The sequence below is a fragment of the Acidaminobacter hydrogenoformans DSM 2784 genome, from assembly GCF_900103005.1.
Classification (GTDB): domain Bacteria; phylum Bacillota; class Clostridia; order Peptostreptococcales; family Acidaminobacteraceae; genus Acidaminobacter; species Acidaminobacter hydrogenoformans.
This window is the reverse complement of sequence record NZ_FMWL01000007.1, coordinates 88,828-102,474: the sequence shown is the minus strand read 5'-3', so window position 1 is coordinate 102,474 and position 13,647 is coordinate 88,828. Positions and strand designations below refer to the sequence as shown.

The following is a 13,647-nucleotide window of genomic DNA, read 5'->3' as shown; positions in this document are numbered from 1 at the left end:
TTTTTAAAAATCTGACACAGATAGTGACAAAAAACATTAAATAGGGGGATTCCACTTTGAAACGACACACAAAACGCATCCAAACCATTTTAGTACTTTTGCTCCTCGTAGCCGCTGCTGTGGGCTGTTCAAAAACTGAGGCCGGAGCGCCCATTGAATATTCCGACCCTGTGTTTGGCGAGCTGCTTAAAGCAGAGCTGAACAAAGATACCATTACTGCGGAGGATCTCGACAAATTTACGCGGATCACCATAGGCGGCGACCATTTCATCAGTTTGTCCGGCGCTGATATTCCTGAAAAGAGCATTGTCCTGCTTTTTGGAACCGAAGTGGAACTGGAAGGCGTGCGTTACAAAGGCTACGGCACCATGACCTCCCTGGAGGACCTGAAGCATTTCAGAAACCTGGAAAAACTGCAGATCACTCTGCAGCCTGGCATTGATTATTCCACCCTCCCACAGGAAGTCCTGTCCAAGCTGCGGATGGTCAGCATTACCCAAAGCCAGCTGAAAAGCATTGAATTTCTGAGAGGTGCCACCTCCATGTTCAGCTTGAATCTTTCCTTTGGCGAAGTTGAGGATCTGTCACCTCTTGTAGAATGCAAGGAGCTTGTCTATCTGTCCGGCCGAGACAATCCCATTAAAGATCTGACGCCTCTTGCCGGCCTCTCAAAACTCAAGAGCATCAGCCTTTACAGCGGGCAGATCAAAGACCTGACGCCGCTTGCCGGACTAACGGCCCTTGAGACCCTGGAGCTTTATGATAACCAGGTCGAAGACCTGACACCGCTAAGCGGTCTGACAAGCCTCAAGGAGCTGGAACTCATTGACAATAACGTCACGGATGTCAGTCCGCTGAAAGACCTGACAAACCTTGAGAGCCTGCGCCTTGACGGCAATCCCGTCGAAAACATAGACGTCTTGTCACACATGGAGAATCTGGTGCTTCAGCCTTAACGCGAAAGCAGGCATCCCTGAGCTTAATGATATGCTCACTGGGATGCCTGCTTTTTCGTTCTTTTGTTCATTCTTTTGTTCATTCTTTATTCTTTCTTTAGCTTTACACAGCTTATCTTTTTGTATTCCTGCCTAAGGCTATAACACAATCTCCCAGTACGCAGAATCCATCAAATGCACCTCTGCGGAGCCGCCCAGATACTTCTGCGTCAGCGCTGCCAGCGCGTTTGCCGCCGCTTCGAGGTCCTCTTTCCGGCTCGGATCCACAGACTCAATGATCAAAAACGCGTTGACCGTCTCCTCCGTCAGCATGGTTCTCTGCCCGTCCCGCCAGTTCCAGCACCGGCAGACGGCGCCTTCCCCATCTTTATAGATGATCTCCCCTGGCAGGGCGTTGTCGAAGTCCGCGTCCCCAAGGGCCATAAAGTGTTCGTCGCCCACCGCTTTGGTCAGCAGGAGGTCGCCCACAAAAGTATCAATGTCCTCTCCCCCGCATGGCAGGCCGTAGGTCAGGGACACGGAATTGTAAATGTCCACCAGCGGATTGATGGGGCCTACTCCGGTTCCCTTGTCAATTCTTTTCAGTAGCGCTTCTATAGAACACCGGACGCCCTTCTTGGTCTTGAACTGCTGATAGGCCTTTCGCCAGACCGCAATCACTTTATTGTCGCTGAACACTTCCGCTGTCAGGAATTTTTGTGCCTCTTCACTGCCCTTTTCGAGGAGCCCATCCAGTTCAGCTCTCATCGGCTCCGCGTGCGCCTTTGTGTTATTGATTCCCTTGGCAAGCACCACCGCAATTTCGGCTTCAGGGAAGACTTCCCAGAATTGATTTTCGATTATAAATTTTGACATCACGCTACTCCTTTATTCTGAAATTTTCACATAGTTGACTTCAATAAATTGGCTCTCTTCTTGTCTTTTCTTATTATAACCCAAAGTTCCCGGAATGCGCGCTTCCAAAAATTTTAAGTCCCCAGGCAGCTGCGCCAGCAAAATCCCAGAGAATAAGATGATGCTGCCCATAGTCTCCCGAACCGAAATCGATTCACCCAATATCAAAATCCCTGCGATGAGGGCAATAACGGATTCCATACTCAGGATCAGGGACGTCACCGTAGGCTCTGTCCGCTTCTGCGCAATAGTTTGCAGCGTATAGGCAACCCCGCAGGACAGGACGCCGGCGTATAAAATAGGGATCTTGCTGTCCATAATCCCCGCCCAGCTCACTGTCTCAAAGGTGAACATGAAGGGCAGCGAGATCACGCCGCTCACGAGGAACTGCAGGCTGGTAAGCTTCACGGGATCCGTCTTTGGGGAGAAGTGATCAATCAGGATGATGTGCACGGATAGCCCCACCGCGCTGAGGAGGATCAGAAAATCCCCCCAGCCTATGGAGAAGCCCTCTTTGACACTAAGCAGATATAGACCAGCCGTGGCGAGCAGCACGCTGACCCATAAAATTGGACGAACCTTCTTTTTCAGGAACAGTCCCAGGATGGGCACAATGACAATATACAACGCCGTGATAAAGCCCGCCTTACCTGCTGTCGTATAAATCATGCCTGCCTGCTGCAGGGAGCTTGAAATAAATACGACAAGGCCGCACCATAAACCGCCAACAAGCAGATTTTTTTTGGAAGCTTTGGCGTCCGTGACTTCTGCGGGCACGTCAGCTTTTTTCTGCCGGTCCATCAACACCATGACGGGGATCAACACCACCGTGCCAATCAAACTCCGGATGCCGTTGAAGGTAAAAGGACCAACGTGGGCCATGCCAGCCCTCTGTGCCACAAAAGATACCCCAAAAATCAATGCTGTCAGCATCAGCATCAGTTCACCGCTCATTTTTTTCTTCATAATAAGTTTCCTCCAGTACAATAATAAAATCTCATCACTTATATTAAGCAAGCTTCGTGCCAAGAATCATGATCTATCTGAATTATAGTCTGGACTCTGATGTTATCATACTTTGGAGGTTTTTATGGATTTGTTTTGCTGATAGTCTTAGAATCGAATTCGAATCATTATCGAAATATGCGATACGAAATCGACTCAAGCACTATACAGCATATAATTTCGAAGCTATAATGAAAAAAAAGGGGGGTGACCACCTATGACGCAAATCAAAGATACCTTCGGACTGAGTCGGGTTATTGAGCCTCGCTGGTCTGTCCCTGTCACCGCCTGGCAGCTTGATAACAACAAAGACATCTCCCCGGCAGAATGCAGGCTCTCCATAGAGCTCATGCACCTTGAAAGGGACTGCTTCCAGCAGCTCTGCAATGAATGTGGCTTTGACGAGACCAAAATCAAGGCGAAAATCATGGACCTCGTCAAACGCCGCGGCAAGCTCCACAATCCCTTTACGGACACTGCCGGTCAGTTCTATGGCACCATTGAGGCCATGGGAACTGACTTTGCTAAGCATTCACGCTATAAAACCGGCGACAAGGTTCTCTGCCTGACCACCATGACGGCACATCCGCTATATCTCGAGAGAATACATAGTATTGATTACAATTACGGAGAACTTACCGTGACGGGCTATGCCATTGTGTTTGTGGATTCGCCACTATCGGCCATTCCACCGGGGCTTGCCCTGAATTACACCATGGCGACCTTTGATGAGGCTGCGAGCCTCGCAAGCATCTATCAGGCGGCGCGGCCGGGCTTCAGATACCTGATTATTGGAAAGGATCTGACCTCCTGCGTCACTTATGCCTCCGCTGTAAAGCGGGCTGCCGGTCAGGACTGCTACATCACGGCCATCCTGGATGAGGACGGCATAGGCACCCTGACCCACGAAGAGGTCAGGCAGGAACTGGCCCAGTGGGTGCATTCCGCCTACATCCTCAATGTCGCCCGCCCCGTTCAGGCTTCAGAGGTGATCCTCGCGGCTGAAAAAAAGGCTTATGACCTGACCATCAACTGCGAAGACTTGATGGGGTCTGAGGTTCTATGTGTGTTGCTGACGCGGCAGAAAGGGAAGCTCTATTATACGAACCTCAAAAACAGTTATTCGCACTCTCTCCTGTTTGCGGAGAGCATGAGCAAGGAGCTTGAGACGCATGTACTGGGGCAGTTCACCATTGGCTACGAAGCTTTTACCCTTGATTTATTAGCCTCCATTGCCGGGGGGCTTGACAGAATCAACGCGCTCTACGACTCTCAGGCGATCGCGCTGCGGCAGGCGTCGAAGAAAGCGCTGACGACTTCCTCTGAGAAAATTGGAAAAATTGATGACTTTGTGTTCAGCAGCCCGGCGACCAGAGCTTTGGTGGACGAGGTCCTCAACATTGCCCAGTATGACTGCAACCTTATCCTCCAAGGGGAGACCGGGGTTGGCAAAGAGAAAATTCTGGACATGATCCACAAGAACAGCATCCGCAAGAATAAGCCCTGCATCAAAATCAACTGCGCGACCATTCAGGAAAGCCTGGCAGAGAGTGAATTTTTTGGCTACGAGGCCGGTGCGTTTACGGGGGCGCAGGCGTCGGGCAAAAAAGGTTATTTTGAGCTGGCAAATGGTGGTATATTGTTTTTGGACGAGGTGGGCACCTTGTCCATGAACCTGCAGTCCAAGCTGCTCAGGGTCCTTCAGGAAAGCCAGTTTTACAGGGTAGGCGGCACGTCGCCAGTCAGTATCAATGTGCGAGTGATCTGCGCCAATAACATTCCCCTGCGGCAGCTGGTGGAGCGGGGGAAATTCAGGGAGGACCTGTATTACCGCCTCAACATTTGTACGATCACGGTGCCGCCGCTCCGGGAGCGCCGGGAGGATGTCGCGGCGCTGGCGCATGCGTTTCTGGAGGCGCACTGCCAGAGGTATGGCGTCGACAAGGTGCTGGACGCTTCCGCGCTGGTGCGTCTGGCAAGCTACGACTGGCCAGGGAACGTGCGGGAACTTGAAAATTTGATTCACAGAGCAGTGATCCGGGTCAAGCGCAATGTCATCTCAGGGGAGGACATTCAGGAGATCCTGAACGAAAACCTTTATGATGACTTGGTCCTGGATCTCAAGCACAGCCTGCGGGCATCGTCGGTCCTGGACTTTGAGCGCATCATAGCGCAGCAGGAGGTCAAACTGATTGAGTACGCTTTGAAAAAGTACGGTTCGACCAGGAAGGCCGCGGAGTTTCTGGGCATGACGCAGCCCAAGCTGATGCGCAAGAAACAGAAATACAATATTAAGCAATTGGAGGATTGACGTCATGTTCAGAGAGATGAGAAGAAAAAAACAGCTGCTGTCCGCGGAGGACACCACGGCTGTTCTGAACCGCTGCACGAATGGCATATTGGCTTGCCTTGGAGATGAGGACTATCCTTACGCCGTGCCTGTCAGCTATGTCTACCACAAGGACAAGATTTATTTTCACTCTGCCAAAGCTGGGCACAAAGTGGACGCGATTCTGAAGAACCCTAAGGTCTCCTTCGCGGTGGTGGACGAAGATACCATTGTGGGAAACGAGTATACGATCTATTTTCGCAGTGTCGTCGCCTTTGGAAAAGCCAGATTGGTTGAAGGCGAGGAATGGCTGGAAGGCTTTAAAGCCTTGGTGGAGAAGTATTCCGGCGACATGCCTGAGGACGCCAAGCACAAGGAAATTACGGGGTGTACACAGTCTTTAATCCTTGCCATTGACGTGGATCACCTCACCGGCAAGGAAGCCATTGAATTTGTGAATGCCAAGAAAAAAGGACTTTAGCCTTGTGCTGAAGTCCTTTTTTCATCTTTTGGATATTGGTGGCTGATTTTCAAAAGCTATTCTTGACCGCTTGTTCCATAGCCGTGAGTTCGTCATCCGTCAAAAATTCAAAATATGTGGATCTCTTTTTTGCTGAAAGTTTTCCATTATTCTGCAGACAGAGATGAACAAACAAGTCAATCAGTCTGTCTGGGAGATCCACAATGCTTTGAACAGACTTTTTAGCACTGTCATAGCTTTTCAGAAAACTTAGCTCTTCGGCGAGTTCCTCTTCAACAGTTTGAATCAGAAACTTATATAATGCCAACGCTTGTGCGGTCATGTCCATAAATCGGTACCAATGAGCGCTGTCACTTTTGACTGTCATTTGTCCCAATTCATCCATTTGATAGTCAATGAGTTTGAGCAAAGGCTTAGAAAACGCCTCGAGGGATGCATCATATTCTTTTGGTTTTTTTAACATGACAGCAGAAATTGGGAAGATAAGCCCTTTGGGTGTCAGTCCCTGAACTGAAAGAATATTGTGGATCAGAAATCTGTGGATTCTTCCATTACCATCTTCAAAAGGATGCAGATATACGAAACCATAGGCAATTGCCGCCGCATGAATCACAGGCGAAATGCCTCCAGTCTTCATAAGTTGATGGCAGTCTATGAGACCCTCCATAAGATCTTTAAGATCCTCAGGCTTTGGACTTATATAATGGATGATCTCTTTTTGGTAAGTCAAGGTTTGACCTACATAATTTTGATTTTGCCGATAGTCACTTTCTCTAAAACGTGAGTCAACAATCATATTTTGAAGTTCAATTAAACGTTCTTTCTCACAAAAGTCTTCATTCTCAGCAAGCGTCAACGAGGAAATAAATTTTTCGATTCGAGTGGCGTTCGGTGTGACACGCTCTATTTCAAAAGATGACTTCGTCTCCTTACTGTACAGATAGCTGAAAGCTCTACGAATCAACTCAGGAGAATACAAAGCAACAACATCTTCATATCGCTTACGAAGGTCTGATTCTATATGCCTGGCCAGTTCTTCAGTTTTTCTGATAGTTGGGCAGAATTTTCTCGTTCCAAGCAAATTGTTAACGATGCGGTGCCGCTGAGATTTGTATCCGTTCTTAATAGTGTAATACTCCTGTGGGTCAAGCGCATCAACATAGTTACCTGTTGCAAGATCTTCAATGGGCAGAATTTCTCCGGTGATGAACTCATAGAAAAACCAAATTCTTCGAGTATATTTTCCAGTTGGTTTTGATTTGATATACTCCGTGAGATCTTCAATGACAACTTTGCTGAAAATCTGAGCTAATATACCCAAACTTGTGCCATCATATTTTAAGGCAAACTCAAGTTGATTTCCTATTTCTTCTCCAGGCCAGTATTTAATCGGATAAATTTCTTCTACGATCCCATTGTGAACATTGAGCTTATGGGCACCTGGTGAAACAATGGAGGTGTGCCAATGAGGCATGCCTGCTATATCACATTTACTCAGCAAATAGGTGTACCCTGCAGGACGTGATTGGAAAACTACTTTTTTCATAGAACTCCCTCACAAATTGAATATTTTCATGGCATTTTGATTATCAACAGCTATATATCTTTCAAAACATTTACTTTCCTTTAATTGTATAGCAAAATACTTATTTATACAACTTTATTTACTAAATTGAACTCCGGCATCTATTCTCCTATGTCTTACCAATGACTTTTCCCCAAGGTGCCATTTATTATTCTTTTTTCAAAATGTGCGCCCAGTCACAGAATTTATCCCCGACTAAGACTATAGTAAAAGCACACAGAGTATAATGTATACAACATACACAAGTTATGCTTTCTCATCCCAATCACTCAATACGCCAATCCCACACCCAAAAACGGAGGTTTTAAAATGACTCAAAACTTCACACAAGGTCCTTGGTGCGACGCTATAGACGTTCGCGATTTTATACAGAAGAATTACAATCCTTATACGGGTGATGACCGTTTTCTCGTCGGCAAAAGCCCTAAGACTGAAAACGTCTGGGACAAGTCGAAAGCGCTGATCGAAGAAGAAATTGACAAAGGCATCCTGGGCATTGACACGACAGTGTTCTCCGGCATCAGCAATTACAAGCCGGGCTATCTGAGCAAAGAAGATGAAGTCATAGTCGGTTTTCAGACAGACGAACCCCTAAAACGAATTATGAATCCCTACGGCGGCTTCAGAATGCTTGAAGCCTCACTGGAAGCCTACAGCCACGAGATCAGCGACGACATGTCAAAAGACTTTCAAACCTACAGAAAAACCCATAACGAAGGCGTCTTTGACGCCTATACCACTGAGATGAAAACCGCCCGCAGCGTCGGACTGTTGACCGGTCTCCCAGACGCCTATGGCAGAGGCCGCATTATTGGCGACTATAGACGCATAGCCCTCTATGGCACCGACCGTCTGATCGCGGAGAAAAAGAAAGATTTTAAAGCCCTCGAAGCAAGGCCTGCCACAGAGCAGGTCATTCGCCTCAGAGAAGAGCTTTCCATGCAGATCAAAGCTCTGAAAGAAATCACCGACATGGCAAAGTCTTATGGCGACGACATCACAAAGCCGGCAAGCACAGCCAAAGAAGCCGTTCAGTTTTTCTACTACGGCTATCTGGCCGCCGTCAAGGAAAACAACGGCGCCGCTATGTCCCTGGGCCGCAATACCACCTTCCTGGATATCTATATGGAGCGCGACCTCAAGGCAGGCCGGATCACCGAGGCCGAGGCGCAGGAGCTCATCGACCAGCTTGTCATCAAGCTCAGGATGGTGCGCCACCTGCGGACGCCGGACTACAATACGCTGTTTGCCGGAGATCCCACGTGGGTTACCGAATCCATCGGCGGTATGGGGTCGGATGGAAGGACCCTGGTCACCAAAACCGCCTTCCGCTTCCTGCACACCCTGATCAACCTCGACCCGGCGCCGGAGCCCAACATGACGGTGCTGTGGTCAAAGGCGCTGCCGGAGAACTTCAAGCGCTTCTGCGCCAAAATGTCCATTGACACCGGGGCGATCCAGTACGAAAACGACGACTTGATGCGGCCAATTTACGGCGACGACTACGGCATTGCCTGCTGCGTCTCCCCTATGCGCATAGGCAAGGACATGCAGTTCTTTGGCGCCCGTGCCAACCTTGGCAAAGCGCTACTCTATAGCCTTAACGAAGGCCGCGAAGAACTCAATCGCCAAAAGGATGATTTGCCGATGGTCGTCCTAAACAACATCCCGCCCCTCACCTCACGTGACGAAAACGGCAATGAAATCCTGACCTACGACGAAGTCCTGCCCGCTTTCAAACGCGTCATGGACAAGCTCGCCGGTCTCTATGTCAACACCATGAACACCATTCACTTCATGCACGATAAATACGCTTATGAAAGCGGCCAGATGGCCCTTCACGATTCTGAGGTACACCGCTATATTGCCTTTGGGATCGCAGGGCTGTCCATTGTCGCCGACTCACTGAGCGCCATCAAATACGCCAAGGTCAGACCCGTCAGGGACGCGCAAGGCATTGCGGTGGATTTCGTGATCGAAGGCGATTACCCTGCCTTTGGCAATGACGACGACCGGGTGGATCAGCTTGCTGCCGAGGTTGTGACTTATTTCTCTGAACAGCTCAAAAAACATGATACCTATAGAAACTCAGAGCAGACTTTGTCCGTGCTCACCATCACTTCCAATGTAGTTTACGGTAAAAAGACCGGCGCGACACCGGATGGCCGCGGCAAAGGCGAGCCGTTCGCACCGGGTGCTAACCCAATGCATGGACGGGACAAGCTGGGCGCCCTCGCCTCTCTGAATTCGGTCGCCAAGCTCCCTTTTGAGAACGTCTGTCAGGATGGGATCTCGAACACCTTCTCCATTGTTCCCGCGGCGCTGGGGCGATCTGAAGGCGACCGACTCACCAATCTCGCGGGTCTGCTGGATGGCTACTTCGCGAAAGGTGCCTTCCATCTTAACGTCAACGTCATGTCCAGAGCGCTGCTGATCGACGCCATGGAGAATCCATCCAAATACCCAACACTGACCATTCGGGTGTCCGGATATGCGGTTCACTTCAATAGACTGACGCGGGAGCAGAAGGAAGAAGTCATTATGCGTACCTTCCACGAACGGGTTTAGCACTAGTACTTCAACGAAAGGCGTGTGGAAATATGCGAAACGGCAAACTGCATTCAATTGAAACCATGGGCCTCGTGGATGGACCAGGCATCCGAACGGTCTTCTTTCTTCAAGGCTGTCCACTAAAATGTCAATATTGCCACAATCCTGATTCACAAAGCTTTATGGGTTCAAGTGAAATCACGGTGGAGGATGTGGTACAAACTGCCAGGCGCTATAGAGAGTATTATCAGGCAACTGGCGGAGGCGTCACCTTTTCCGGTGGCGAGCCTCTGATGCAGGGCGCGTTTTTGATCGAAGCACTTTCCGCATTAAAAGCGGAAGGCTTTTCAACCTGCATCGATACTTCAGGGTATGGACAAACTCAATACTATGATGACGTTTTCAGGTATACAGATCATATTCTTCTGGACCTCAAACACACGAGGAATGACGCGCATAAGGCGCTGACAGGGCGCGACATGACGGGTATACGGCATTTTATCAAGTCGCTTCAAGGCTTTGATGGGACAGTCACCATCAGGCACGTCATGGTGCCAGGTGCTACAGACAGCGACGAATACATGGCAGAGATCCTGGCCATGATAGAACCCATTCAAAAAAAGGTAGATAAAATCGATATTTTACCGTATCATAAAGCTGGAGTTGAAAAATATTCTCAGTTGAATTTAACTTATGCGTTGGCGTCCATACCCGAGATGTCTCACGACCGCGCCAAAGCATTTGAACGTTCGGTCAATGAGGCCTTAAGCGCATCTAAAAGGCGCGCTTACAGACAATCGGCCTAACGCGACTCTAGAAACGGAATGGTGATATTATCTTATCCGCAACCTGTAACCGAAAGTCCTGCATCCACTGCGGAAAACTGCTCTGTATCCACAACATCCCCCTTTTGTCAGGTCTTGACGATTCAGAAATCGAAAAGATCTCGGAAGGGGTTTCTTCACATACGTATAAAAAAGGTGAAGTTATTTTTCAACAGGGTGAGCGCGCCAGCAAGCTATATATAGTCTGCTCGGGAAAAATCAAAATTTTCAAGAACCTGGTGGAAGGCAAGGAGCAAATTCTGTACATTCTCTCTGAGGGCGACTTTATTGGCGCGTTCAATTTGTTGAAGGCGGATCGGTTTGATTTCAGTGCGGTGGCGCTGGAAGCCACACAGATCAGCACTCTGGATAAGAGCGCGTTTGATCAGGTCATGATCAGCAATCCGGAAATTACGCTAAAAATTTTCGAGAAGGCTTATGAGCGCATCATTAAGGCGGAAAGCCTTGTTGAAAGGCTGTCCAGCAGCACGCCGGACGCGAAGGTTGTCGGACTTCTCGTCGATTTGACCTCAGACTTTGGAAAGCCCGCCAAGGGCGGCGGGATCATGCTGGAGCTCACCATCAACCGTGAAGAGATGGGGAGCTATGCCGGCATTGCCCGGGAAACCATGTCCCGGAAGTTGCAGCTGTTTGACGAGATGGGGCTGATTAAGCTTGTGGGCGCGAAGAAAATTCTGATTCATGACCTTGCCAGGTTGAAGGCAATGGTGTGATGAACGGTGAAATCATATTCATATTGAAATTCCAACAACTTCCTGTTAAGATTTCAAGTATAGAGGTGATTTCATATGGATATTGGCGCAGTATTATTCGCCTTCGGCCTGACGCTCTTTGCTGGCTTGGCTACTGGTATTGGCAGCGCGCTTGCGTTTTTTACTGACAAGACCAACACCAAATTTCTTTCCGTAGCCCTGGGTTTTTCCGCGGGCGTCATGATTTATGTCTCCATGGTTGAAATCTTCGTGAAGGCCAAGGATGCGCTGACCGCGGCTCACGGGCTTAAACTCGGGTCCTGGATCACGGTGGCTGGCTTTTTTGGCGGCATGTTTTTTATTGCGGCCATAGACCGATTGCTGCCGGAATCTGAAAATCCCCACGAAGCACATACCGTTGAAGAGATGACCCACGAGGGCACAGATCACGTCAGCTCGCACCATGAACACAATGAAAAGCTTATGAGAACCGGGGTCTTCACAGCCCTCGCTATTGCCATCCACAACTTTCCTGAGGGGCTTGCTACCTTCACCGCAGCGCTGACAGATCCAAGCTTGGGTGTCGCCATTGCGGTCGCTATTGCCATCCACAACATACCGGAAGGCATTGCCGTTTCTGTTCCAATTTATTTCGCGACAGGCAGCCGGCTGAAAGCCTTCAAGCTCTCCTTCCTTTCAGGTTTGTCTGAACCGGTTGGGGCCTTGGTTGGCTATTTGCTCCTTTACAGGTTCATGAACGACACCGTTTTTGGCATCTTATTCGCCAGCGTTGCGGGCATCATGGTCTTCATTTCGGTTGACGAGCTGTTGCCTTCTGCCCGTGAATACGGCGAGGCGCACCTTTCCATTTATGGCATGGTCGCAGGTATGATGGTCATGGCGGTGAGTCTCCTGCTCTTTCTGTAACATAATCTACAACTCTGTAAATTCGAAAATTTCAAGTTCCACAAAGTCACAGAGCCCTGACATCACAAGGGCTCTGTTTTTTTGCGTAAAATTGCGTAAAAAAGAGCCGTTGGTGTCATCACTCAGTAAAGTGATCCCAACGACTCTTTTCCATGACAATCCTTAATAACGGTCCCTTGTCTATGCTTAGCTTCTCTTCATTTGATAGTTGCTTCATCAGCTTTCTCAGCAAAGCTTAACGCCTCACTGCGCTCAATCATAGCGCCCCCCAGCACTTCGTCCCCTGAGAAGAAGACCACATGCTGTCCTGGCGCTATGGCCCGGACAGGTTCCTCAAAGAAAACTGAAATACTGCCCTGACCACTATAGTCGGTCCCGCTTAAAGGACCAACTCGCGCTGTCAGCAGGTAGCCCCAATGACAGATCTTGACCTCGAGGGACTCACCTTCCACCGGCACACGGCCTATCCACCGCGGCGCGCTGGCCACCAATGAAGTGCTGTAGCACGCTGAGTCCGGCCCAAGAATCACGTCGCCGGTCTTGGCCTTGATGTCCAGTACTGTGAGTCCCCTGACAGGCTTGATCTCAGTGGGGCCACTTACCGACGCTTCAGTGACCACCTTCAGCCCGCGCTTCTGTCCAGGTGTGTACCGTACATACCCCTCGTGGGGCCCGAGCACTGACCCGGTCTGGTCGACAAACCGCCCTGCGCATGCCTCCATCAAGCCCTTCTCAACGAAGTAGTCTACATGACCGGCGCCCTTCAAAAAGCAGATGCTTCGCGACTCGCCGGCCCTAAAAAAGTCCGCGCCAAAATAGCCCTCTGCAATAGCCCGTACCTCGTCCTTGTGGGCAAAGCCCCCCAGTGGAAACATCAAATGTTCAAGCCGGCCCAGTCCCACACCGTGAAGAAAGTAAGCCTGATCCCGGCGGTCTGCCTGACCCCTGAGCAAGCGAAATGGGCCAGCCTCCCCAAATCGCTCAAGCCTCGCGTAATGGCCCGTTGCCATGAAGTCCGCGCCATGGGCAAGTGCCGCATCCAAAAGCCTGCCAAACTTGATTTCACGGTTGCAGATGACACATGGGTTCGGTGTCAAACCTGCTATATAAAACGTTTCGAAATGTGAAATGACAATGTCGCTGAAGTCCCGGCGCAGGTCCAGCTCGACCAGGGGCATATCAAGCCTCCGCGCCACCGCCCAGGCTTCCTGCAGTGACCCTGATTCGCCGCCGCCCTCACCTTCATCAAACAGCCGCATGGTAATGCCAAAGACCTCATAGCCCGCCTGACGCAGCAAAAGCGCCACAGCGGCGCTGTCGATGCCGCCGCTCAGGGCGACGGCAACCTTGGCTCCCGCGGGCGCTTTATAAGCCTGCCACATA

At 49.8% G+C, this 13,647-nt stretch carries 11 protein-coding genes; 7 read left to right on the top strand and 4 right to left on the bottom strand.

Annotation, left to right across the window (positions count from 1 at the left end; all coding sequences use genetic code 11):
- The first annotated feature begins 56 nt into the window (after positions 1-56).
- Positions 57-956 (top strand): leucine-rich repeat domain-containing protein, encoded by a 900-nt coding sequence (locus BLP63_RS08705; RefSeq protein ID WP_092590604.1) that lies wholly within the window; start codon positions 57-59, stop codon positions 954-956.
- A 138-nt stretch (positions 957-1,094) separates the two neighbouring features.
- On the opposite strand, the gene BLP63_RS08700 is transcribed toward BLP63_RS08705, so the two are convergent.
- The gene (locus tag BLP63_RS08700) at positions 1,095-1,811 is read right to left on the bottom strand and encodes a B3/B4 domain-containing protein (RefSeq protein WP_092590602.1); all 717 of its coding nucleotides are present in this window, start codon (positions 1,809-1,811) and stop codon (positions 1,095-1,097) included.
- A 12-nt stretch (positions 1,812-1,823) separates the two neighbouring features.
- A complete protein-coding gene (locus tag BLP63_RS08695; protein WP_170829374.1) occupies positions 1,824-2,816 on the bottom strand; it encodes a DMT family transporter in 993 nt (330 codons plus the stop codon).
- Between the two features lie 256 nt (positions 2,817-3,072).
- Here BLP63_RS08695 and BLP63_RS08690 point away from each other — a divergent pair, with 256 nt between their 5' ends.
- Positions 3,073-5,166 carry a sigma-54 interaction domain-containing protein gene (locus BLP63_RS08690; protein ID WP_092590601.1) on the top strand — a complete coding sequence of 698 codons (2,094 nt, stop codon included), beginning with the start codon at positions 3,073-3,075 and terminating at the stop codon, positions 5,164-5,166.
- A 4-nt stretch (positions 5,167-5,170) separates the two neighbouring features.
- Positions 5,171-5,665 carry a pyridoxamine 5'-phosphate oxidase family protein gene (locus BLP63_RS08685; RefSeq protein WP_092590599.1) on the top strand — a complete coding sequence of 165 codons (495 nt, stop codon included), beginning with the start codon at positions 5,171-5,173 and terminating at the stop codon, positions 5,663-5,665.
- Positions 5,666-5,714: 49 nt separating this feature from the next.
- On the opposite strand, the gene BLP63_RS08680 is transcribed toward BLP63_RS08685, so the two are convergent.
- On the bottom strand, positions 5,715-7,211 hold the full coding sequence (locus tag BLP63_RS08680; protein ID WP_092590597.1) for a Fic family protein: 1,497 nt from the start codon (positions 7,209-7,211) through the stop codon (positions 5,715-5,717).
- A 348-nt stretch (positions 7,212-7,559) separates the two neighbouring features.
- On the opposite strand from BLP63_RS08680, the gene pflB reads away from it, so the two are divergent.
- From pflB to zupT, 4 genes are all read left to right on the top strand, one after another.
- Complete coding sequence (pflB, locus tag BLP63_RS08675) at positions 7,560-9,818, top strand: formate C-acetyltransferase (protein ID WP_092590595.1); 2,259 nt, start codon at positions 7,560-7,562, stop codon at positions 9,816-9,818.
- 32 nt (positions 9,819-9,850) lie between these two features.
- Entirely contained in the window at positions 9,851-10,606 is a 756-nt protein-coding gene (gene pflA, locus BLP63_RS08670) for a pyruvate formate-lyase-activating protein (protein WP_092590593.1), read from the top strand.
- Between the two features lie 104 nt (positions 10,607-10,710).
- Positions 10,711-11,358, top strand: a complete 648-nt coding sequence (locus BLP63_RS08665) for a Crp/Fnr family transcriptional regulator (protein ID WP_092590591.1) — start codon at positions 10,711-10,713, stop codon at positions 11,356-11,358.
- A 75-nt stretch (positions 11,359-11,433) separates the two neighbouring features.
- Positions 11,434-12,264 carry a zinc transporter ZupT gene (gene zupT / locus BLP63_RS08660; RefSeq protein ID WP_092590589.1) on the top strand — a complete coding sequence of 277 codons (831 nt, stop codon included), beginning with the start codon at positions 11,434-11,436 and terminating at the stop codon, positions 12,262-12,264.
- Positions 12,265-12,461: 197 nt separating this feature from the next.
- On the opposite strand, the gene mnmA is transcribed toward zupT, so the two are convergent.
- Positions 12,462-13,646 carry a tRNA 2-thiouridine(34) synthase MnmA gene (gene mnmA / locus BLP63_RS08655; protein ID WP_170829373.1) on the bottom strand — a complete coding sequence of 395 codons (1,185 nt, stop codon included), beginning with the start codon at positions 13,644-13,646 and terminating at the stop codon, positions 12,462-12,464.
- Between the last annotated feature and the right edge of the window lies 1 nt (position 13,647).